The organism is Candidatus Binatia bacterium, from assembly GCA_036504975.1.
GTDB lineage: Bacteria > Desulfobacterota > Binatia > UBA9968 > UBA9968 > JAJPJQ01.
Map to the genome: position 1 here is coordinate 1 of DASXUF010000138.1, position 21144 is coordinate 21144.

Genomic DNA, 21144 nt, shown 5'->3' on the forward strand with positions numbered 1-21144 from the left:
CGGGTGAATGCTCGAAGTTATTGAACAACCGTTCGTGCTGAGCTTGTCGAAGCACGAAATAGATTGTCAAAAGTTTCACCGTGCGTCGAAGCCGCTGTGCCACAATTCCGCGACTCGATTCAGCTCGTCTGGAGACAGACGCACCTCGGCAGCGGCCGCGTTCTCGCGCGCCTGACGGTCGTTGCGCGCGCCGGGGATGACCACGCCGACTGCGGGGTGAGCCAGGCAAAAGGCGATCGCGGCCTGGGCGAGCGACCGGCCGGGCTTTTCCAGGAAGCGCAGCTTTTCCACCTTGGCCAGCTCCTTGGGAAAAATATCGCCGGGAAAGTTGCGCGCGCGGACGTCGTCTTGTTGAAATCGCTCCTGGTCCTCCGGCTTCAGTTTCCCCGTCAAAAGCCCGCGCCGGAGCGGCACGCGCGCGACGATGGCGACGTTTTTCTTTTGCGCGAGGGAAAAGACTTTGTCCGCCGGCTCCTGAGCGAGCAGGTTGTATTCGAGCTGTATCGTGTCCGACAGTCCGCCTTCGATCGCAGCCAGCGCCTCTTCGAATTTATTGATCGAGACGCCGTAGTGGCGAATCTTGCCTTCTTTCTTCCGGCGCTCGAGCAGCTCCCATACGTCTCCGCGGCGAATCGTCTCCACGTTCGGATTGTGCAACTGGTAGAGATCGACATAATCGGTCTGCAATCGCTTGAGACTTTTGTCCATGACGCGGCCGATGTAGTCGGCGGAAAAGTTGGTCTTGCCGCGATCGGGTCCAGTCATGATGTTGCCGCCTTTGGTGGCGAGAATCACTTTGTCCCGCTTGCCCTTGAGCGCCTTTCCGAGCAGCGTTTCAGAATATCCCGCGCCGTAGGCGTCGGAAGTGTCGATGAAGTTCACGCCCAAGTCCAGGGCCGCGTCGATGGCGCCGAGAGACTCTTCGTCCTTCATCGGGCCGAAGTGGCCCGCGTGCACCATCGTCCCGAGGCCGATCGCGCTCACGCGCAAACCGGTTCTGCCGAGTGTTCTGTATTCCATTTTTCCTCCACGGCCGTTTGCCGATGTGCTCGCAAACGACCTTCCTCTTTTCCACAAATTTAGTCATAATTGCAACACGCTCGGACAAACTGACGTAAGCTCACAACTTGTCAGATGGGTTACATCGAACGAAATCTAGCGGATGGTGAGCGTATCGTTTACCAGACAAAGTTGCACCCAGTAATTTTTGTTTGGCCGGCTCTATTCTTTCTCATAGCCTGCGCCGGCGCTGCGGGCGGATTCGGCATCCCGGCACAGATTCTCCTGTGGCCGGCGCTACTTGCGCTCCTTGTGCTTTTTTCAACCTATCTCCGGTCTGAGTTTGCCGTGACGAATAGAAGAGCAATGGGAAGGATCGCCTTCGGCCGTAGTCCGGCACACGTCGAGGTGTCCCTGATCGAACTCCGTGAGGCGGAGTTCAGGCCCGGTATGCTCAGCAGCCTTTTCGACTACGGAACAGTCGTGATGACCGACCGGCAAGGCGGCAGGCGCAAAATTCGCTATGTGCCCAGCGAATTCTGCAAACATCTACAGGCACGGCATCAAACGATGCAAAGGGTGCTACGATAATGAAGCGCCGGAGTCTTCGGTGGTCTGTGTTCTAGCCACAGCTTCTATGACGTTTCTGTCGGCGGGCGACAACAGGCGATGCCACGCGCGCGTGCCTGCGGCAACCAGGAGGAAAAACGCTCCCGCGGCGGTGAAGGCAAGCTGGAAACCGTAATTCTGCGCCAGCCAGCCGACCGCCATCGGCGTAATCAATGGGCAAAGAATCCAACCCAGCCCGCTGCTCGCCATCGCCACGGAGCGGTCGCCGGCTTTGCTGAACTCGCTCGCCTGGACTTGATACAAGAGATCCATGAAGCCGCCGCACGCTCCGAGACCTACGATCACGAATGCGAGGGCGATGGGGTTCTGCACCGATCCCGTCGCGATTAGAAAGAATCCCAGGCCCGCCATGCCGAGGGCGTAGATTCCTTTCTGCCGTGAAATCGCGATGAACGACGCCAACATCAAACCGATCATGACCGGGCCCAAGACGCGGAAAGAAATCAGCAGGCCGATCCACTGCTCTTCGTAGGCCAAAAAAGCGAGATAGAGCGGATAGAGCGATTGGCCGACGGTCGCCGGCAGAGCGGCGGCGAACGATACCGTGATACCGAGCCATATGTGCCGGTAGCTGAGAAATCGCCCAATGCCTCGCGTGATCGTCCAGAAACTCCGTCCGCCGGGCTTGGGCTCGACGCGCGGAAACAGCAGGCTCAACAGCATGCAAAAAATGGCCGCGGCCGTGAGCAGGATAAATGCGGCGCCAAATCCCACGAGCGCCAAGATCGCGCCGCCGAGACTCAAGCCGACGAGCCCGCCGCCGCAGTTCCAGGCGTAGAGCCTGCCTAATTTTTTTCCCAAGTCGGCGCCCGGCAGTTGGCTGCCCAGCGACTGGATCGAAGTCCAAAACAAGCTGCGCGAGCAGAAGGCGAGCGCCTGCGCCAATGCGAGGTGAATATACTGATCTGCCGCCAGCAGCGTTGCTGCCGCCAACGCCATCAGAAAAAAGCAGATTTGCAGAACGCGCCGCTCGCCGAAGCGATCGGACAGAGCGCTGCCGCCGAAGCGCACGACCAGCTCGACCAGGACCGGCAGAGAGACAAGACTGCTGATTTTGACGATCGAAAAGCCGAGGGATAACGCGTAAAGCGGCACCAGGATCTGAAGCATGCCCATGCAGACGTTCCACAAGGCTCCACTGAAGTATAGAGCGGCGAGATCGTAAACGGGATTTCTTCGGCTCATTTTGTTGGCGGCAACTGAGATATGTGAGGGGACCTTACGTTGGGCTTTGGCTCTCGCTCGCCTGCAACAGGTAAGCTTGAATGAAGCGGTCGAGGTCGCCGTCGAGGACGCGGTCGGCGTCGCCCATCTCCGTGCCGGTGCGGTGGTCTTTTACCATCCGGTACGGGTGCAGCACATACGACCGGATCTGGCTGCCGAAGCCGATCTCCTTCTTGTTCTTGTTGTACGACTCCATCTTTTCCTTCTGTTTCTCGATCTCCAATTCGTAGAGACGCGAGCGCAGGATCTTCATCGCCATCGCCTTGTTCTTGTGCTGCGAGCGCTCGTTCTGGCAGGCAACCACGATGCCCGTCGGGATATGCGTGAGCCGAACGGCCGAGTCGGTCTTGTTGACGTGCTGGCCGCCGGCGCCGCTGGAGCGATAGGTATCGACGCGGAGATCGGCCTCGTCGATCTCTACCTTGATCGTGTCGTCGACTTCGGGGTAGACGAAGACGGAGGCAAACGACGTGTGGCGGCGCGAGTTGGCGTCGAACGGCGAGATGCGAACGAGGCGATGAATGCCGGCTTCGGCTTTGAGATATCCGTAGGCATATTGCCCCTCGACCGTGAAGGTAACGCTTTTGACGCCGGCTTCCTCTCCCGGTTGGTACTCGAGAATCTCGTGGCGGTAGCCTCTGCGGTCGGCCCAGCGGAGATACATGCGCAGCAGGATCTCGGCCCAGTCCTGCGCCTCGGTACCGCCCGCGCCCGGATGCAGGCTCACGATCGCGTTTCTCTGGTCGTCGGGGCCGCCGAGGATCTGCCTGAGTTCGAGCTCGGCCAGCTCCTGCGCGACCTGGGAGACTTTGGCCGCGGCTTCGTTCAGCGCCTCTTCGCTTTTCTCGTCTTTGGCGAGGTCGAGAAAAAAACGCGCCTCTTCAAGCTCGGCGCGATACTTCTCCCACGACTCCAGGACGGTTTTTATCCCCGCCTGCTCTTTGAGGACCGTTTGCGCCTTGTCGGCGTCGTTCCAGAAATCGGGCTTGGAGGTGAGCTGGTTCAGCTCTTCGACGCGCTTCTTCTTGCCGTCGAGGTCAAAGACGCCTCCTGAGAAGCTCAAGCCTCTCCTGCAAGCGCGTCAATTGCTCTTGTGTGTCTTCGAATGTAGGCATGGGGTTCGAACAGCTCTAGGCCGATGATGCAGCTTAGTATAGCGCCGCCGCTTTATTTCCACAAAGCGTCCGCGAGATTTTTCTCTCCAGCGCGCGCATGACTTGAGCCTCTTTTTTGGAGCGCTCGTGATCGTATCCGAGCAGATGAAGGATGCCGTGGATCAACAAGCGGTCGATCTCTTGGTCCAGCGTCCAACCGCAGGCTTTCGCCTGCTCCTCGGCCCGTTCGACCGAGATGACCACGTCTCCCAGCAATCTCATCTGTCCTTCCGGAAGTGCGCCCACGGGAAAGGAGAGCACGTCGGTCGGCTTGGGGTGGCGGCGATATTTTCGGTTGAGCTTTGCGATCTCCCGATTGGTTATCAGCGCGACGCTGAGCTCCGCGCGATTCTGCTTGAGCGAAGCGAGAATCTTTTGTGCCGTCATTTTGATTCGGTGAAGTGGAAGCTTACTTCCCGGCGCGTGATTCACTATTGCTACGCTCATGGGAAACTTAGGAGCGGGTTCGCTCAATCGCCGCCGTCGGGGTTCTGTTTTCTTCCCGCAGTTGCCGATCGGGTCTCGTCGCGCTCGTACGCGGTGATGATCTCCTGCACCAGGCGGTGGCGCGCGACGTCCCGCTCGGTGAAAGTCACGAATTTGATTCCCTCGACGCCGGTGAGAATACGCCAGGCCTCCTTCAGGCCAGACGGTTTTCCCGCCGGCAAATCGATCTGCGTAACGTCGCCGGTGATGACCGCCTTCGAGCCATAGCCCAGGCGCGTCAAGAACATCTTCATCTGCTCGGGCGTCGTGTTCTGCGCCTCGTCGAGGATCACGAAAGAGTCGTTCAGTGTCCGGCCGCGCATGAAGGCGAGCGGCGCGACTTCGATCGTGCCGCGCTCGACGAGCTTGCGCGCGCGGTCGAAATCGACCATGTCGTGCAGCGCGTCGTAGAGCGGGCGCAAATAGGGATTTACTTTTTCCGCGAGATCGCCGGGCAAAAAGCCGAGCTTCTCGCCCGCCTCGACCGCGGGGCGGGTCAGGATGATGCGCACGTAATTGTTCTTCATCAGTTCGGCCACCGCCATCGCCATCGCGAGATAGGTCTTGCCGGTGCCCGCCGGGCCGATGCCGAAAACGATGTCGTGGCGGCGGATCGCGTCGATGTAGGCTTTCTGGGCCACGCTCTTGGGCGTGATCGTGCGCTTGTGCGAAGAGATGTAAATTGTATCGAGAAAGATGTCCTGCAGGTGGGCGCGGTTGTCGCCGCTCAAGATGCGCACGGCATAATCGACATCGCTGCCGTACACGGGATAATTTTTTTCCAACAGGCCGTAAAGCTGCTTGAGAACCTTGGCCGCAAGCTCGACCTCGACGGCATCGCCCTCGATGTCGATGCTCGAGCCGCGCACGTGGAGTTTCGCTCCGAGAGCGCGCTGAATGATCTTCAGGTGCTCGTCGTGCTGGCCGAGAAGATCGCGAAAGTGGTGCGGGTCGGGGAAATCGATTCGCGTTTTCTCGCCGACGGCCGCGGCCTCCGCCTTCTTGCCGCTCTCTTCCTTCATTCGCTCTCTCCCATGATTTGCAGCACGATCTCGCGCGTGCGCGGCCGGTTGTCGAAATCGAGCAGCACGATCTGCTGCCAGGTGCCGAGAAGCAGCCGGCCGCCGTCGATCGGGATCTGCAGCGACGGACCCAAGAGCGAGGCGCGCAGATGGGAGTAGCCGTTGTCGTCGCCCCAGCGGTCGTCGTGGCGATATTTCCGGTTCGAAGGGATCAACCTCTCCAACAACTCCTTCAAGTCCTCGAGCACGCCGGATTCATACTCGATCGTCGTGAGAGACGCCGTCGAGCCGGAGACAAATAAGGTAGCCAGACCGTGGCGGACTTTTTGCCGTTGAAGCTGTTCCTGGACTTTCGGCGTGATGTCGATGATGTCGCAGTGCCCCTGGGTTTTCTCGGTGAGTTTTACAGTATGAATGACCATTACGTGTTCGTTGACTTCACGATCTGCCATACTTTATCGACGGCCTCGTCCACCTTTGACGGATCTTTACCTCCGGCCTGGGCGAAGTCCGGCCGTCCGCCCCCGCCGCCGCCGACGATCGGCGCGATTTGCTTGACGATGTTCCCCGCATGATAACGCGAGGTCATGTCCTTGGTTACGGAAGCGACCATCGACACGGTGGAGTCTCCGGCGCTCACGAGGAAGACGAATCCCGAGCCGATCTTTTCCTTGAGCTGGTCGGCCAGCTCGCGCAATTGATTCGCGTCGGTTCTCTCGACCTTAGAAACGACGAGCGTGGCGCCGTCGACCTGTTGTTTTTTCGCCAGCAGCTCGGGGAGCTGATTTTTTCCCCGCTGGCCGCGGAGCGTTTCGATCTCCCGCTCCAGCTCTTTTTGCTGCTGCAGGAGCTTCTTTACTCTCTCGACCGTATCGTCCGCTCCCGAGCGCAGCAGCGATCCGATCTCCTTCAGTCGCTGCTCGTAGGTGCGGATCAGATCCAACGCGCCCTCCCCGGTCATGGCCTCGACTCGCCTCACGCCCGCAGCGACGCCGCCCTCGGCGTGGAGCTTGAAGATGCCGATCTCGCCGGAGCGGTGGACGTGAGTCCCGCCGCAAAGCTCGGTGGAGAAATCGCCGATCTTAACGACGCGTACCGTGTCGCCGTACTTGTCGCCGAAGAAGGCGAGCGCGCCCTTGCGGATCGCCTCGTCGTAGCTCGTTTCTTCGGTTCTCACGTCGGCGTCGATGCGAATTCTCTCGTTGACGCGTTGCTCAATGTCGGCCAGCTTCTCGTCGGGGATCGCGCCGGTGTGATTGAAATCGAAGCGCAGCCGCTCGGCCGCGACCAGGGAACCCGCCTGGCGCACGTGTCCGCCAAGCTCTTCGCGCAACACGGAATGTAGAATGTGCGTCGCCGAATGGTTGAGCGCCGTGCGCCGGCGGTGTCGCGGATCGACGACCAGATGGACTTCGTCGCCGACCTGGAAGCGTCCTTTCACGACTCTGCCGCGATGCACGGTCAACTGCGGCGTCGGGTGCTGCGTGTCGATGACTTCCATGCGGTCGCCGCGCGCGGTCTCGATCGCGCCGCGGTCTCCCACCTGTCCGCCGGATTCGCCGTAAAAAGGCGTCTCGGCGGTGATGAGATCGATCTCCGCGCCTTCATTTGCTTCGTTCTTGCCCCGTCCTTCCGCATAGATGGCCAGAACGGTCGATTCCGCCTCCATCCTGTCGTAGCCGATGAAACGAACCGGGCGATCGAGTTGAACTTTCAAATCGCTTTGCGACACTTCTCTCGCCCCCCGCGCCCGGCTGCGCTGCTCCTCCATGAGGCGCTCGAAGCCCGCGTTATCCACGGAGATTCCTTCGCCACGGAGAATGTCTTCGGTAAGATCGAGCGGAAAACCGTAAGTGTCATAGAGCCGGAACGCCAGCTCTCCAGAAAGCACCTTTTGCTTGTGACGCTTCATCTGGCTGATTGCGCCTTCCAAAAGTCCAAGTCCTTTTTCCAGAGTCTCGCTGAAACGCTCCTCTTCGCTGCGTATCACCTCCTGTATATATCGCTGGCGCTCGCGCAGCTCCGGATAGGCGTCGCCCATCACCTCCGCCACGGTCACCGCGACTTTATAGAGAAACGGCTCGGTCAAGCCGAGAATGCGGCCATGACGCGCCGCGCGCCTTAGCAACCTCCGCAAAACATACCCGCGTCCTTCGTTGCTGGGAATCACGCCATCGGCGATCAAAAAGCTCACGGCGCGGCTGTGATCGGCGATGACACGGAAAGAGCTATCCGCCGCGGCATCCGCGCCATATTTTTTCACCGCCAACTTTTCGACTTCGGCGATGATGCCGCGCATATAGTCGATGTCGTAATTCGAGAGCACGCCCTGGAGTACCGCCGTGATGCGCTCCAGCCCCATGCCGGTATCCACGTGCTTGGCGGGCAGATCTTCGAGCGTCCTGTCGTCTTTGCGATTATATTGAATAAAGACCAGATTCCACAGCTCGATATAACGGGCGCAGTCGCCGTTCACCCGGCACCGATGACCCTTTACGCTCTTGTGGTCGCAGGCTTCTGGGCCGCGGTCGAGATGGATCTCGCTGCACGGCCCGCACGGTCCGGACTCGCCCATCTCCCAAAAATTTTCTTTTTCACCGAAGCGGAGAATGCGCTCCTTGGGAAGGCCGCTGATTTCCAGCCAAAGTCGCTCCGCTTCCTCGTCGTCCTCATAAACGGTCGCCCACAGCTTGTCTTTCGGCAGCTTCCACTCGCGCGTCAGCAGCTCCCATGCCCAGGCGATCGCCTCTTTCTTGTAGTAGTCGCCGAACGACCAGTTGCCGAGCATTTCGAAGAACGTGTGATGGTAAGTGTCGCGCCCGACCGCCTCGAGGTCGTTGTGCTTGCCGCTGATGCGGAGGCACTTCTGCGCGCTTGCCGCGCGCACGGCGGAAGGCTTCTCGACGCCGAGGAAAATATTTTTAAACTGCACCATGCCGGCATTGGTGAACAGCAAGGTCGGGTCCTTCTCCGGCACCAGCGACGAGCTGCGGACGATCGTGTGGCCGCGCTTGGCGAAGTAGTCTAAAAAAGATTTCCGTATCTCGTTGCCGGTCATTTTGATGCCGCAACGGGCAGCGGCCCTGCCGCAACCAATTTCTTAAGTCTTGAGTCAACGATAAGATTCATGCCTTCGAGAGTCCTAGCCCCCAAGAGCGATAGATCGCCCTCTTCTGCGAATACAACCTCGTCAACCGTGAAAAATTTGTCCACGCGAATGATGGCGAACCCTACACTACGAGTGATTCGCTGACCGTTGGCCATCACAAACTCAAGGTCCTTTTTTTCCCGCTTGATGCCGAGCTTCTCAAGCGTCGGCTCCGGCACCCACGTATATTCGCTTCCCGTATCGACCAAAATTTTGGGGATCACGGCCGACTTGGTGCGATCGACAGAGTTTTCAATTTTACACCGTATGTAAAACGTGCCCATACTAACCTACCCCTTCGGCCGATTGCCTCATCAAGTCGCTAAAGGCGTTGGTATCCAGCAGGAATATCATCGCTGATTTGCCGCTCCTTCTCCGCCAAACAAACCCTCCGTGCGAACGGGCAACCTGCCCTGCTCGATCACGCGCTCTAACTCGTCAACGTCTTTTGGGTTAAGACGCGGCAAGTCGCGCATCGCCTTGAGGATTGCAGCCGGCGAGCCGGGTTGAAATTCTCGGCGCAACGGTTCGATCGAGACGCTCACCGGTTGGCCTTCGGCATATGGCAAAGGCTCCTCCAACTCAATAAATTTGCCTTTCGCGACACCCTTATGCGTCATCGTCACCCTCCTTCAGCCGTTTTCCAAAGGTTGATTCAAAATCTCCGCAATCACCGAGTCGCGATAGCCGCGCCGCTGCAGGAAGCCGACCGCCCGGCGCAAAGCTTTTACGTCGCTGAGGTCCTGGCCGCGGAATGTTTTTTCCAACAGAGCTCTCGCTCGCTCTCGGCCGCCGTTCTGCGCGAAAGACTCGTCGAGAAGCCGGCTGATGATCGAGTTCGCGATTCCTTTCCGTCTGAGCTCCCTTTCGAGACGAAGCGGCCCGTAGCCTCGATCCTCTATTCTAGCTTGCGCGAAGCTTCGGGCAAAGGCCTCGTCGTCGAGCAATTTGAGCGAGCGGAGTTTTCCCAGGGTAGGTTCGATGATCTTGGATGGAAATCCCGATTGAGCGAGCTTGGTTTTTACCTCTGCTTCGCTTCGAGCGCGATAACCGAGAAATTTAATTGCCTGCTTCAGCGCCTCGTCTTGGGACCTCACTTGCCTTTGCTCTTGTCCTTCTTTTCCGGCGCGGACGCTTCAACCGCGGCGCGCTTGATTCCCGCCTTGTCGAGAATTTTTTCCCGGATGTCTTTGGCGATATCGAAATGGGCTTTGAGAAACTCCTTGGCGCTATCTCGGCCCTGGCCGATCCGGTCGCCGTTGAAGGAATACCAGGCGCCGCTTTTCTCGACGATGCCCGTGTCGCTGCCGAGATCGACCAGCTCTCCGAGACTCGAAATGCCCGTGCCGTAGAGAATGTCGAACTCGGCCTCTTTAAACGGCGGCGCCATCTTGTTCTTTACAACCTTTACCCGAGTGCGGCCGCCGATAACAGAGTCGCCTTCTTTGAGCGCGCCGATGCGGCGGATGTCCATTCGGACGGAGGCGTAGAATTTTAGCGCGTTGCCGCCGGTCGTGGTTTCCGGATTGCCGAACATCACGCCGATCTTCATGCGGATCTGGTTGATGAAGATCACGACCGTCTGCGAGCGCGCGATCGTCGCCGTTAGCTTTCTCAGCGCCTGGGACATGAGCCGCGCCTGAAGGCCCATGTGGGCGTCGCCCATCTCGCCTTCGATCTCGGCCTTGGGCACGAGCGCCGCGACCGAATCGACGACCAGGACGTCCACTGCGCCGCTCCTGACCAGCGTCTCGGCGATCTCCAATGCCTGCTCGCCGTGATCAGGCTGCGAGATAAGAAGGTCGTCCGTCTTGACGCCCAACTTCTTCGCGTAAGCTAGATCGAGCGCGTGCTCGGCGTCGATGTAGGCGCCGATGCCGCCGCCCTTCTGGGCTTCGGCGACGATATGGAGCGCGAGCGTCGTCTTGCCGGAGGCTTCCGGTCCGTAGATCTCGATCACGCGGCCGCGCGGCACGCCGCCGACTCCCAACGCCAGGTCCAGGCCGAGCGAGCCTGTGGAAACGACGGCGACGTCTTTGATGATTCCGCCCTCACCGAGCTTCATGATCGCGCCTTTGCCGAATTGCCTTTCGATCTGGCTGACCGCGAGGTCGATCGCCTTCTCCCGGTTCACATCCATTTAGAACCCCCCTTTTCAGTCCAGCTTTTGAGCGAGTGGAAAAACCTTCAGCGGCGTGTAAACAGCGCCGGTCGGTTTCAGTACGCTTTGAAACAAAATCACCTCGTTCATCTGCGATGAGCCGAAGTCCTGCTTTTGTCCGCTTTCGAGCTCGCGGCGGAGCAGATCCGGCCGGCCGGCGGATTCGCGCCAGCGGCCGATCGTCAGGTGCGGTTTAAACTCTCGCTTCTCGCGCGGAAAGCCCAGCGGTTCCAAAGCAGCCTCGACCGTCGCGGCCAAATCGGCAATCGGTTTGCCTTCCAATCCGACCCAGATCACCTTGGCCCTTCTTATATCAGGAAATACGCCCAATCCTCTACACGAAACGGAGAAGCGCGCCAAGGGATGAAGCGCACGCTCCAACGAGTCCGCTATCCGCGTCACTTTATCGTCGCTTACCGGCCCGAGAAACTTGAGCGTTAGATGCAAATTTTCCGGCTTGACCCAGCGGATGCTGGTCATACTTTTGTCGAGCTTCGATTGAGCCGCGCAGATTCTCTGCGCCACTTCCGGGTCGATTTTGATCGCGACAAAGGTACGGATCACGATTACAAAAGGGCCGTTCGTAAAAAATTCAGCGCCGCCTGCGAGGCGCCGAGGATTACGCGCTCGCGATCGCCGTGAAAATGAAAATGGCGCGTTTCGCTATGGCCGCGACGGGCGAGTCCGATCCAGACGCTACCGACCGGCTTCTCGTCGGTTCCGCCCGAGGGCCCGGCGATTCCCGTGACGCTGAGCGCGATATCCGCCTCGGCTTCCCGCAGCGCTCCTTCAGCCATTTCCAGGGCCGTCTCCCGGCTCACCGCCCCATGCCGCTCCAGCGTGGTTTTCTTGACGCCTAAAAAACGGCGCTTGGCTTCGTTGGAATAAGCCACGATCGAGCTTTTGAAATACCCCGAGCTGCTGGCGACGCGCGTGATCCTGTGCCCGATGGCGCCGCCGGTCAAGGACTCGGCCAGCGCCAAGGTCCAGCCTTTTTTCCGCAAGAGCTCGCCCACGATCTCTTCCAAGGTCACGTCGCCTTCGCCGTAGATATGCGGTTCGAGAAGCTCTCTGATTTGCGCCGTGAGCTGGGAAAAGTTTTTTTCTCTCTCTTGGCCTCCCCAGAGAGTGAGGCGCAGCGTTAGGTCGGGATAGTGAGCGCGGAAAGAAAGCCTCGCCCCCGGCGGAAGCAAAACGGGCTTCAATATGTCATCCAGCTTAGATTCCGTCAAGCCATGAATTTTGAACGTTTGGGCGGATACCTGCTCGCCGCCGCTCGCTTGCGCGATCCAAGGGAGGACGGATTGCTGCATCATCGCTTCCATCTCGCGGGGAACACCCGAGAGCCAGACAAGCGACTTTTTGTCCGCCGTTTCAATCCTGAAGCCGGGCGCCGTGCCCACGGGATTGGGAAGTATCTCCGCGCCCTCGGGAAACAGCGCTTGCTTCAAATTGTTGGCCGTCCAGGGAAAGCCGCGCGCATCGAACCGCCGCTTCAAAGCGCTCGCGACTTCATCGTCCATCTTGAGCGGGCGGCGGAAATAGCCCGCTACGACTTCGCTGGTGAGATCGTCGGCGGTCGGGCCCAGGCCGCCCGTGCCGATGACGAGATCGCCGAGTTCTAGTCCATGCTCGAGCGCCCAAAGGAGCCGTTCTTTGGTGTCGCCGACTTTGAGGACCGCTACGACTTCCACGCCGAGAGAATAGAGCCGGCCCGCGATGTAGGCGGAGTTCGTGTCCACGATCCGGCCGGTCGTCAGCTCGTCGCCGGTACTTAAGATCGCGACTTTACGAATCATACGACGCCCCACGATAAGAATAGACGTAAGACGACAAGGGTATAAAAGCCGGCAATCAGGTCGTCCAAGATTACACCGAGGCCTTCCGAAATCCGTTCCGCGTGCCCGGCCGGAAACGGTTTTATGATATCGAAAAAGCGAAACAGAAGGAATGCGAGGAGAGCCGGCTTTAACTCGACTGGAGAAGCAAAATTAGCCACTAGAAATCCGGCGATCTCATCGACGACGATCTTAGGGCTGTCTTTGCCTCCGAAAACCTCTTCTCCCCTTTTACACAACCAGGTCGCGAACGCGACGAACGCGATGAGCATAAGAAGCGCGAGGTGGAGCGCCGTGCCGGCGATGCGGTTCAGGCCCAGCGACAGAGGAATCGCCACGAGCGTTCCGGCGGTGCCGGGGGCCCAGGGAAGATACCCCGCGCCCGCTCCCGTGATCAGAAATAAGGTTATACGCTTCGTTATTTTTTCACCATCCGTAAGAAATGTACACTTTTACGCCAAGTGTGTATTTCCAGCAAGCAGAACGCAGTAGGTTGGTACGGCGAATCATCCAAACTTCGCGTGCTTCGTGGTTCGACCTTGCTCACCACGACCCTGAGGGTCTCGAAGGGTCGTGCTCTTCGTGGTGAGAGGATTTTTTAACCACGAAGGCTTCGGCCGTGAGCTCAGCCGAACGGACACGAAGGTCTCGAAGGAAGACAACGCAACTCGTGCAGAGATGAATAATCCCGGTCTAGGAGGCCGGGGTTGCGGCCAACTCGGCGGTGAAAAGCTGCTTCCGGTTTTCGAAGACCTTGAGCAGAGCGGGCTCGATTTGATGTTCGGCGGGAGATTCGAAGTTCAGCGGATCTATATATTCACGGTTCTGATAGATCTCGAAGTGGAGATGCGGGCCGGTCGTTAAACCGGATTTGCCGACGTAGCCGATGATCTGGCCCTTTTTAACCGGCGCGCCGTTGCGGATGCCTCTGGCGACTCTTTGCAGATGAGCATAACGCGAGGAATAGTCCGATTCATGCTCCACTTCGATCATCCGGCCGTAACCACCCTTGCGCCATCCGGCATAAAGGATCTTGCCGTCGGCGACCGCGCGCACCGGCGTGCCCAAACCGGCGGCGAAATCCACGCCATTATGCGGGCGGTCGATTTTCAGAATCGGATGGAAGCGCGAGTGCGAGAATGTCGAGCTGATATTGGTGAATTCCAGCGGAAAGCGGAGGAATGCACGCGCCAGAGTCCTTCCGTCGAGATCGTAGTAGTCGCCTTTTCCCTTCTCCTTTTCAAAATACATTGCAAAGTAGCGCTGCCCCGCGCTCACCAGCTCGGCGGCGAGAATCTTGAGCGAAGGTTTGTTCTTGCTATCCTTACGCGACCGGTCTTCATATAGAACTTTGAAGGTGTCACCTTTCTGGACCTCCTTGTCAAAATCGATTTCCCAGGAAAAGAGGTCCGCCAGTTGCGAGAGAACGGTTTGGCTGAGCCCGACCCGTGTGCCGTCCTCGAAGAGCGTCGTCTCAATCACTCCGCCGGCGGTTTTAAGCTCGACGTCATAGGGCTTCTCGCGCTTGCTGAAGACGATTCCCTTGGTTCCTTTTTCCCAGGTGAGGATGGAGTCTTCATTCTGCTCGACCTCGACCGCCTTCAGTTGTTCTTTTGCCTTCGGCGAAGAAGCGCGGCTCAGGTAAAGCTGAACTTCTTTTCCCGGACGGAACGCGCTCAGCGGGAGCTGCTTTTGAATCGCCTGCAGCCACAGCTTTCTTTCTTGCAGCGATACGCCGTTACGGACGAACAGGTTGCCGAGCGTGTCGCCGGATTGGATCTTGTAGCTGATTCTTTTTAGGGCGCTGAGACCTTCGGGCGGGGAAAAGTCTTGTTCAAGCGGCGGGAGATTCGGGGCGCCTGGTTTTCCTACGGCGCCCTTGAGTGTAGGAAGCAGCCCGGCCGCGCTCTCCTCCGCGGCGGATGCCTGCTCGGCTGAGACTTCAACCGGGACCCATGCCAGCACCCCGATTAAAGTGCCGGTCGCAACGATGAGTTTGAATACCATGATGCAAATGGCCGAGCTTTTTTTCTTGGGCGTCCTTTTTACATTCGCTTAATCCAAAAAATGGGCCAAAATTCTTTTGTTGATAACCTCTCTGTCCTGAGTTGTCAACATAAGAATTGTCCTGACTTACGTTAAATAAGCCGTGAATTCCTTCATGCGCCACGAAAAGCTAAATTTCCCTCAGGAAAAACCGCCTAAAGAAGACTTCCAGAAGGAAGACGAGCGCCGCAAGGAAGATAAAATAAGGGCGGAAGAATGTCACTTTGGCTGCCGTATATACCGTCCTCGGCTCTTGCTCGGGGCGAAAATTTATCGATCCGCCGGTGGATTCAGCGATTTGGTCCAATAGCGTTAGATTAAACCCGTCTTTATAAACGTCGCCTTTTGCCTTCACGGGGAGGGTAAACCCTGCAACGGGATAGCCTACGAGGCGCCCGCGGCGTTCCTCCTTAAGCTCGATCCGGTAGTCTCCAGGCGAGGCGAACGGCAGCTTGGATTGGTAATGGCCGGGCGCCAGGCGATTCAACGTGCCTTCTCCCTTACCACTCTCGGCACTGCTGTACGAATAACGAAAAACATTACCGTCAAATTCTTGACTATAGAGGTAGAAGTCCAACACCGGCTGATCCTCTACCATATTGATTCTCACCTCATGGGCCGGAAGGCTCCCTCGCTCCGGCCTAAGCCAGTCGAAAACTTTTCCCCAGAACCTTTCCAGTCCTCCCCACGCGATCCAGTCCTTCGACCAGCGACCCCCCTGATCGCTTGTGAAAACCGCCGACTTCCCTTTACCGTAGCGCCACGAAGCCAGAAGCGGGGAGGTCGTTGCATCGTGTGGCAGCATCAACTCCAGACGGGCGCCTTTTTTGAGTTCGCTTTCGATATACCCTTTTAACGGCGGGAAGGACCGGTCCGGCAGGCCGGCGAGGATCTCCGATCCTCTGGCGAGCGCAGGGACGTAAGCCTTCTCCTGCCGCTTAATATCCGGAGCTTTTTGCGCGATCACTTGAAAGACGATTTGCGGCAGCTCGGATAGATTGGTGGCGATATGGTAAACTCCGTCGCCGTAGGTTGCGATTCGTTTTATGAAAGCTTCATTGACACCATTGCCGATCCCGACTGCCGAGACTCTAATTTTGCCTTCAGTCTTCATATAGCCGACTAGGTCGATATATTCGCTTGGACTGCCACGAATCTCATCTGCGTCGGTCAGAAGGATCACATGCTTGCGACCGGCGGGCTGCTTCTGAAGCTGCTTCATGGCCTCCTCGAGACCGGGAAGAAGGTAGCTGTTGCCTTTAGCTCGTAAGCCGTCCATCTGCGTTCCAAAAGTTGTGCGGGCTTTTTTGACCGGGACTATAGGAACAATCGTCGAGGGCTTCGTATCGACGGCGATCACGCCGATGAAATCCTGTTCCCGGAGTTGTCCTAGAAGCTCGGCCGCGGTCATTTTTGCGTAGAGGAGACGGTTCTCTTTGAACCGGTTCTCGCTTGGATCCATGCTCGTGGATTTATCAATGACAAGGAGCACGGCCCGGTTCGTGTCCTCCTTCTTGTGCTCGATAATCTCGACCGGCAACACCGGTCCGAGCGGAGTCTGCCGGTAGCCTCCCGGCGCGAGGCCGCCTTCGTCCCCCAAGACGAGCAGGCCGTTCCCGGCATTGACGTGCCGCTCGATCGCGCCGAGATACGCCGGCGGAAACACGTCCCTCTGTACATTGTTAAAGATGACGAGGCCGTGCCCATCCGGTGAGGGCGGCGAGTTGCCAGCAATGACCGAGGTGATCTCGAAGCCGCGGCGTTTGAGCAATTCTTCGAGATAGTTACCCTCGCCGGCTCGGCCGTTCAGCAGCAACACTTTTTCCTTGCTCTGAACCGCGACCCATGCCGTCGCCTGGTTGTCCTGAGAAAAGCGATCGGCCTCGGCGCGGCGTGGCGTGAATTGAGCTTGGAACGACACTAACGACCCTTCGCCGACGGCTGTCTGATAGCTCAGCATCTGGCTACCAGGCCTGAGCCGTACCGGCTCGTTCTTGATCGGCTGGCCGTTGCGCTTGAGGACGAGACTGCCATCGACTTCCTTCCTGTCGTTGTTTTCCACGAGCACGCTCAGGTTGACCGGTTCACCTTGGATGCCCAGGCTTGGAGCGAAGACTTTTTTCACCGCCACGTTGGCTGCCGCGGGCCGCTCCGGCGGCAGCATCGGATAGACTTTGATACCGGCCTGAGCCAGCGATGGAATCAGCCGTCCCACGTCGCCTTCGGTCTGCCAGCCGTCCGTGAAGAGAAAAACGCTGCGCTCGCGCCGCGGCAGGCGCAGAAGAGCGGCGAAAAGCCCCTCCAGGTTGGTTTCTTCCGGCTTGATCCGCTCGATCGACGCTTCACCTTTCAGCCAGCGCTCCCAATCCTTGACCTCTTCCGGCGCGCCGCCGAAGACAAAGACGCGGTCGCCGCTCCGCGGCATCAAGTTTTGTTGCGTCATCCAGAGTCTCATCTCCGGGGAAACGCTCCGTGACAAATCAAAAGCAAATACGCGCTCGCCCGCCGGCGTCCGTGCCGACGTTTGTTTGGTCTCCCGCGGGTCGGCCAGGGCGAGGACCAATAGCGAAAGAACGATGGAGCGCCACAGGATCGCAGGCAGAAAGAAGCGGCGCCAGCCGAGCCAAAGCAGGGGCAAGAGAATGAACAGTAGTAAAAATAACGGCTGCCCGAATTCGAATTGAGAGTGAAGACTCATGTTTTATGCCCAGCGAAAATCGTCGGACTGCCTGGCGGGTTCCGTCGCCGGGCGCTCGCGAGTTGCAGCAGGAATCAGAAACCACTCCAGCATCAGCAGCGCGAGCGCGGCCAGCAGCAGATAAGGCCAAAGCGACGCGTAAAAGGCGCGCGCGGTTACTGCGCCTGGATCCCCGCCGAGCCGAATGGCTGTCGGCTCCTGGAGATCCGATTCTCTCTCGTCGTTGAAATTGACGGCGAAAAACCTTTCCGTTTCTCCACCCGTGGCCCGATAGATCCCCTGAGTATAAGTGGAAGCGAAGGCCCCGGAGTATTTTTCCGTCGTGTATTTTGTCCCGTCCGGCGCCAGCACGGTTTCTCCGGCGCGAAATTTCGCGGCCAGCGGCTCGCCCGTGAAGCCGGTATTTCCGCCCCGCGCCTGATGGAACCACTCGAGCATGTTAAGAGTGAAAATCGACACGGGGAGATTCTGTTGTCCGAGAAACGGAAACGGGTCGAAGCCGAGGGCGAGATAGCGGAAGTTTTTTTGCTCCAGCGCAACGGCCAACGCTCCGTCCGGTCCCTGGATGATCGCTTCGCCAAAGGTTCCGGTTTTCAGCGGCCGCGTATATGCGGATCGAAACAAAGCAAAATTGATATAGCGAGTGAGCGGATGGGGCTCGCGCCAGCCGGAGACGACCGCCCCCGAAGAGACGGCGCCGATCTCGACCAAAGGGTTCTCTTTCGGCGGCAAAACGAAGAGAGCATGGCTGTCGGGCAGCGCCGCCGGAGCGGAATAATGAAAGATCTCCAGCGCGTGAGGCTCGAAGGTTTCTTTTTCGTAAGCTTGAGGCGACACGACCTGAATCTCAACGCCCGGAATCGCGCGCAGACTGGAGAGCGCTTCGGGGCGCGGCGAGACTGCGAGAATTTTGAGCCGGCTTTGCGACGGCGGCACGGCGAAGCGGCGATTATCGAGCGTCAAGCCGTCGCGGGCGTCGATCTCGGCCTCGTAGTAGGGGTGCGCCGGGAGATTTTCGAACGATGCCTCGACATCTTTGCCCGCCGGGACGGTATAGGCGCGGCTCGCGAGCGCCTTGCCGTTTCCCTTTATAACCAGCGTGAACTTTCCGTTCGTGGTGGAGAAGTTTCTGATCGAGAGTCTCGCCTCCAGCTCCGGCGCCGCCCACGAGCGACGCGAGACTTGGAACGCGGTGATCGCGAGATTGCCTTTGGGACGTCCCACCGATACCACGCGCACGGTCTCATTCTGCCCCTCGGCGGGGTGATCGGTGAGAAAGTGCAAGCGCTCGTATCTTCTCTCCTGGATCAGGCGCGCGAACTCGGCGGCATAGTCGATGGCCGGCTCCGCCAGATCGAGCGGCTTGAGTGAATTGAGCCGGGTGATCGCCTCGCCAGGCCTCAATGTTTCTTCCGTCAGGCGCGTGAGCCGCGGAGCGATGAGATACAAATCGGCGCGGGCTTGCGCCGGAAGGGCGCGTAAGATTTTTGTCGCTTCGTCTTGGGCCAGTTGGAAGCGGCTCTTTTCGCTTTCCATCGCCTGCATGCTGGCCGAGTTGTCCAGAACCAGGGCGACGTTTACTGGGCGAAAGGATAGCGACGGCTCTCCGAGTGCGGACAACAAAAGTGCGAGGAGGAATAGTTGCAGGAAAAAGATCGGCGGCAGGTAGAGGCGCCGCCACGGGCGCGCGGTCAAGCGCGGCGCGAGTTCCCGCAGCAGGAACACGCTGGAAAAAAGCCGTCGGTGCGGCCGGCGTTGGATCAAATACGGTATTATAAGAAGCGGCAGCAGCGCCAAGGCATAAAGAGCGCTGGGGTTGAGAAATTCCATCGTCTTACCTGAAGAGGCCGGTTGCCGGCAGCGTCTTGAGCACGAACTCGCTCAAGTCTTCGTCGGTGATATAACGCGAGTATTGAATTCCGCTCTGATGACAAAAGCTCTTGAGCTCCCGGTTGTGACGCTCCAATCTTTCCTGATACTCGCGGCTAAGACTCTCGCTCCATTGGAGCCTGAGCTCTTCGCGGCTTTCGCTGTCGATCAGCCCCAGCTCGCCGCGCGGCAGCGCGGGCTCGATTTCCTCGCGGCTCAATACCTGGACTGCCGAGATGTCGAGATTGAAAGCGCGGAGAACATTCAACCCTTGCTGGTAGGCAGGGGCCGGCAGGAGAAAATCGGAAATCAGAATCGCTTTGCCGGGACGTCGGATGTGTTTTAGGTGAAGACCGAGGCAGGGCGCCGGCTCCAGCGCTCCACCTGGTGAGACGGAGGAGACAAAACGAATCAGGTCTCTCATGCGCTGGCGCCCGCGGTAAAAAGGGGAGGCGGCGGCGTTTGTGTCTTTGAGAGAATGGAGCCGGACGTGATCGTGGTTCGCCAGAACCACATAGCTCAGCGCCAGCGCGAGATTTGAGGCCGGAGCGAATTTCTCCCGGCGTGAGGGGAACGCCATCGAGCCGCTGGCGTCGATAAAAATATAGGCGAAGAGGTCCACCTCCTCGTGGAAGAGGCGGACGTAAAGCCGGTCCGAGCGGGCGAAGATTCCCCAATCGAGATAGCGCAGGTCGTCGCCGGGCGAGTATTTGCGGTAATCGGCAAACTCCAAGCTCGTGCCGCGCCGGGGCGAAGAGTAGGCGCCGGGGTGATTGCCGAGGACGTCCTTGCGCGTGCGCAGACGCAAGACTTCCAGACGATTCAAGAAATCAGAGGTGAACGGGGCAGGGAGCATGATGCTCTTACTTGAAGGGCGATCAATCGCGCGGGACTTTTTTGATAACGGCAGCGAGGATTTGATCCGCCGTGACGTTTTCCGCCTCGGCCTGGAAGTTGAGAATCAGGCGATGGCGCAAGGTGGGATAGATCACCGCCGCGATGTCTTCGTGGCTCACGTGCACGCGGCCTTCCGCCAGGGCGGTTCCCTTGGCGCCGAGGATGATCGCCTGCGCGCCGCGCGGGCTGGAACCGAAGCGAAGATATTCTCTCACTTCCGGCACGGCGCCGTTATTTTGGCCGTCCGGCTGCGTCGCGTGCACGAGACGCACGACATAGTCCTCCAACGGCGGCGCGATGAGAACCTGGCGCAAGAGAAGCTGCATGTTGGAGACGACTCCGGCGCCGTCGGCGGAAAGAACCTTCGTGGCTTCCTGAATACCCGCGCGCGTCGTGCGATGGAGAATCTCGGTCAATTCGACGGGCGTCGGATGCGCGACCAATAGCTTAAAGAAAAATCGGTCGAGCTGCGCCTCCGGAAGAGGGTAGGTGCCTTCCAGCTCGATCGGGTTCTGCGTCGCCAGCACCATGAACGGCGGTTCCATCGGATAGGTCACGCCGAACGCCGTCACCTGCCGCTCCTCCATCGCTTCCAAAACCGCCGACTGGGTTTTCGGCGTGGCGCGATTGATCTCGTCCGCCAGAACGACGTGCGCGAAGATCGGGCCTTTCTTGAATTGGAAATCGCGGCGGCCGTCGCTCTCGCTGAGCACCTGCGTGCCGACGATGTCCGCAGGCATGAGATCGGGCGTGAACTGGACGCGCTTGAAAGAGAGGCCCAGGGCACGGCTCAAAGATTTCACCAAGAGGGTTTTGCCCAGGCCGGGCGCGCCTTCCAGCAGCACGTGGCCGCCGGCGAAAAAGGCGATCAAAACTTTCCGGATCACGTCGGCGTGGCCGACGATGACCTCTTTGATCTCCGTCTCGATGCGAAAAAATAATTCGCCGAACTCTTCCGGGTCCATGGGGCGT

General features: G+C 58.8%; 19 protein-coding genes. All 19 read right to left on the bottom strand.

The window, feature by feature from the left end:
- Positions 1 to 75: 75 nt before the first annotated feature.
- The 19 genes from VGL70_17670 to VGL70_17760 all read right to left on the bottom strand — a co-directional run bounded on the left by VGL70_17670 (position 76) and on the right by VGL70_17760 (position 21137).
- Entirely contained in the window at positions 76 to 1020 is a 945-nt protein-coding gene (locus VGL70_17670; protein HEY3305353.1) for an aldo/keto reductase, read from the bottom strand.
- A 561-nt stretch (positions 1021 to 1581) separates the two neighbouring features.
- Positions 1582 to 2814 (bottom strand): MFS transporter, encoded by a 1233-nt coding sequence (locus VGL70_17675; protein ID HEY3305354.1) that lies wholly within the window; start codon positions 2812 to 2814, stop codon positions 1582 to 1584.
- A 34-nt stretch (positions 2815 to 2848) separates the two neighbouring features.
- Positions 2849 to 3968, bottom strand: a protein-coding gene (prfB, locus tag VGL70_17680) for a peptide chain release factor 2 (protein HEY3305355.1) whose coding sequence is annotated in 2 segments (ribosomal slippage) — positions 2849 to 3901 and positions 3903 to 3968 — 1119 coding nt in all. Because the reading frame shifts where the segments join, the coding sequence is not laid out codon by codon here.
- Positions 3969 to 4001: 33 nt separating this feature from the next.
- Positions 4002 to 4454, bottom strand: coding sequence for an rRNA maturation RNase YbeY (gene ybeY, locus VGL70_17685; GenBank protein HEY3305356.1), 453 nt, complete (start codon positions 4452 to 4454; stop codon positions 4002 to 4004).
- A 23-nt stretch (positions 4455 to 4477) separates the two neighbouring features.
- Positions 4478 to 5515: a PhoH family protein gene (locus VGL70_17690; protein ID HEY3305357.1), complete on the bottom strand. Its 1038-nt coding sequence runs from the start codon at positions 5513 to 5515 to the stop codon at positions 4478 to 4480.
- Positions 5512 to 5967 (bottom strand): secondary thiamine-phosphate synthase enzyme YjbQ, encoded by a 456-nt coding sequence (locus tag VGL70_17695; GenBank protein HEY3305358.1) that lies wholly within the window; start codon positions 5965 to 5967, stop codon positions 5512 to 5514. The genes VGL70_17690 and VGL70_17695 overlap by 4 nt, the downstream gene beginning before the upstream one ends.
- A complete protein-coding gene (alaS, locus tag VGL70_17700) occupies positions 5937 to 8573 on the bottom strand; it encodes an alanine--tRNA ligase (GenBank protein ID HEY3305359.1) in 2637 nt (878 codons plus the stop codon). Before alaS ends, VGL70_17695 begins: the two co-directional genes overlap by 31 nt.
- The gene (locus VGL70_17705) at positions 8570 to 8947 is read right to left on the bottom strand and encodes a retroviral-like aspartic protease family protein (GenBank protein ID HEY3305360.1); all 378 of its coding nucleotides are present in this window, start codon (positions 8945 to 8947) and stop codon (positions 8570 to 8572) included. The genes alaS and VGL70_17705 overlap by 4 nt, the downstream gene beginning before the upstream one ends.
- Before the next feature lie 66 nt (positions 8948 to 9013).
- Positions 9014 to 9283 (bottom strand): hypothetical protein, encoded by a 270-nt coding sequence (locus tag VGL70_17710; GenBank protein ID HEY3305361.1) that lies wholly within the window; start codon positions 9281 to 9283, stop codon positions 9014 to 9016.
- Positions 9284 to 9295: 12 nt separating this feature from the next.
- Positions 9296 to 9760: a regulatory protein RecX gene (locus VGL70_17715; protein ID HEY3305362.1), complete on the bottom strand. Its 465-nt coding sequence runs from the start codon at positions 9758 to 9760 to the stop codon at positions 9296 to 9298.
- Positions 9757 to 10803, bottom strand: coding sequence for a recombinase RecA (recA, locus tag VGL70_17720; GenBank protein HEY3305363.1), 1047 nt, complete (start codon positions 10801 to 10803; stop codon positions 9757 to 9759). Before recA ends, VGL70_17715 begins: the two co-directional genes overlap by 4 nt.
- Positions 10804 to 10818: 15 nt before the next feature.
- Complete coding sequence (gene thpR / locus VGL70_17725) at positions 10819 to 11388, bottom strand: RNA 2',3'-cyclic phosphodiesterase (protein HEY3305364.1); 570 nt, start codon at positions 11386 to 11388, stop codon at positions 10819 to 10821.
- Positions 11389 to 11390: 2 nt separating this feature from the next.
- Positions 11391 to 12623: a competence/damage-inducible protein A gene (locus VGL70_17730; GenBank protein ID HEY3305365.1), complete on the bottom strand. Its 1233-nt coding sequence runs from the start codon at positions 12621 to 12623 to the stop codon at positions 11391 to 11393.
- Entirely contained in the window at positions 12620 to 13084 is a 465-nt protein-coding gene (locus VGL70_17735) for a phosphatidylglycerophosphatase A (protein ID HEY3305366.1), read from the bottom strand. The genes VGL70_17730 and VGL70_17735 overlap by 4 nt, the downstream gene beginning before the upstream one ends.
- 271 nt (positions 13085 to 13355) lie before the next feature.
- Positions 13356 to 14669 (bottom strand): M23 family metallopeptidase, encoded by a 1314-nt coding sequence (locus tag VGL70_17740; GenBank protein ID HEY3305367.1) that lies wholly within the window; start codon positions 14667 to 14669, stop codon positions 13356 to 13358.
- Positions 14670 to 14838: 169 nt separating this feature from the next.
- Complete coding sequence (locus tag VGL70_17745) at positions 14839 to 17406, bottom strand: VWA domain-containing protein (GenBank protein HEY3305368.1); 2568 nt, start codon at positions 17404 to 17406, stop codon at positions 14839 to 14841.
- A gap of 3 nt (positions 17407 to 17409) precedes the next feature.
- Positions 17410 to 19236, bottom strand: coding sequence for a VWA domain-containing protein (locus VGL70_17750; protein HEY3305369.1), 1827 nt, complete (start codon positions 19234 to 19236; stop codon positions 17410 to 17412).
- 4 nt (positions 19237 to 19240) lie between these two features.
- On the bottom strand, positions 19241 to 20131 hold the full coding sequence (locus VGL70_17755) for a DUF58 domain-containing protein (protein HEY3305370.1): 891 nt from the start codon (positions 20129 to 20131) through the stop codon (positions 19241 to 19243).
- 22 nt (positions 20132 to 20153) lie between these two features.
- Entirely contained in the window at positions 20154 to 21137 is a 984-nt protein-coding gene (locus VGL70_17760; GenBank protein HEY3305371.1) for an AAA family ATPase, read from the bottom strand.
- Positions 21138 to 21144 lie beyond the last annotated feature (7 nt).

Bases quoted from the DNA above. Each gene is read 5' to 3' on its own strand.
- VGL70_17670 (HEY3305353.1), bottom strand. From the start codon at position 1,020: ATGGAATACAGAACACTCGGCAGAACCGGTTTGCGCGTGAGCGCGATC.
- VGL70_17675 (HEY3305354.1), bottom strand. From the start codon at position 2,814: ATGAGCCGAAGAAATCCCGTTTACGATCTCGCCGCTCTATACTTCAGT.
- ybeY (HEY3305356.1), bottom strand. From the start codon at position 4,454: ATGAGCGTAGCAATAGTGAATCACGCGCCGGGAAGTAAGCTTCCACTT.
- VGL70_17690 (HEY3305357.1), bottom strand. From the start codon at position 5,515: ATGAAGGAAGAGAGCGGCAAGAAGGCGGAGGCCGCGGCCGTCGGCGAG.
- VGL70_17695 (HEY3305358.1), bottom strand. From the start codon at position 5,967: ATGGCAGATCGTGAAGTCAACGAACACGTAATGGTCATTCATACTGTA.
- alaS (HEY3305359.1), bottom strand. From the start codon at position 8,573: ATGACCGGCAACGAGATACGGAAATCTTTTTTAGACTACTTCGCCAAG.
- VGL70_17705 (HEY3305360.1), bottom strand. From the start codon at position 8,947: ATGGGCACGTTTTACATACGGTGTAAAATTGAAAACTCTGTCGATCGC.
- VGL70_17710 (HEY3305361.1), bottom strand. From the start codon at position 9,283: ATGACGCATAAGGGTGTCGCGAAAGGCAAATTTATTGAGTTGGAGGAG.
- recA (HEY3305363.1), bottom strand. From the start codon at position 10,803: ATGGATGTGAACCGGGAGAAGGCGATCGACCTCGCGGTCAGCCAGATC.
- VGL70_17730 (HEY3305365.1), bottom strand. From the start codon at position 12,623: ATGATTCGTAAAGTCGCGATCTTAAGTACCGGCGACGAGCTGACGACC.
- VGL70_17740 (HEY3305367.1), bottom strand. From the start codon at position 14,669: ATGGTATTCAAACTCATCGTTGCGACCGGCACTTTAATCGGGGTGCTG.
- VGL70_17745 (HEY3305368.1), bottom strand. From the start codon at position 17,406: ATGAGTCTTCACTCTCAATTCGAATTCGGGCAGCCGTTATTTTTACTA.
- VGL70_17750 (HEY3305369.1), bottom strand. From the start codon at position 19,236: ATGGAATTTCTCAACCCCAGCGCTCTTTATGCCTTGGCGCTGCTGCCG.
- VGL70_17755 (HEY3305370.1), bottom strand. From the start codon at position 20,131: ATGCTCCCTGCCCCGTTCACCTCTGATTTCTTGAATCGTCTGGAAGTC.
- VGL70_17760 (HEY3305371.1), bottom strand. From the start codon at position 21,137: ATGGACCCGGAAGAGTTCGGCGAATTATTTTTTCGCATCGAGACGGAG.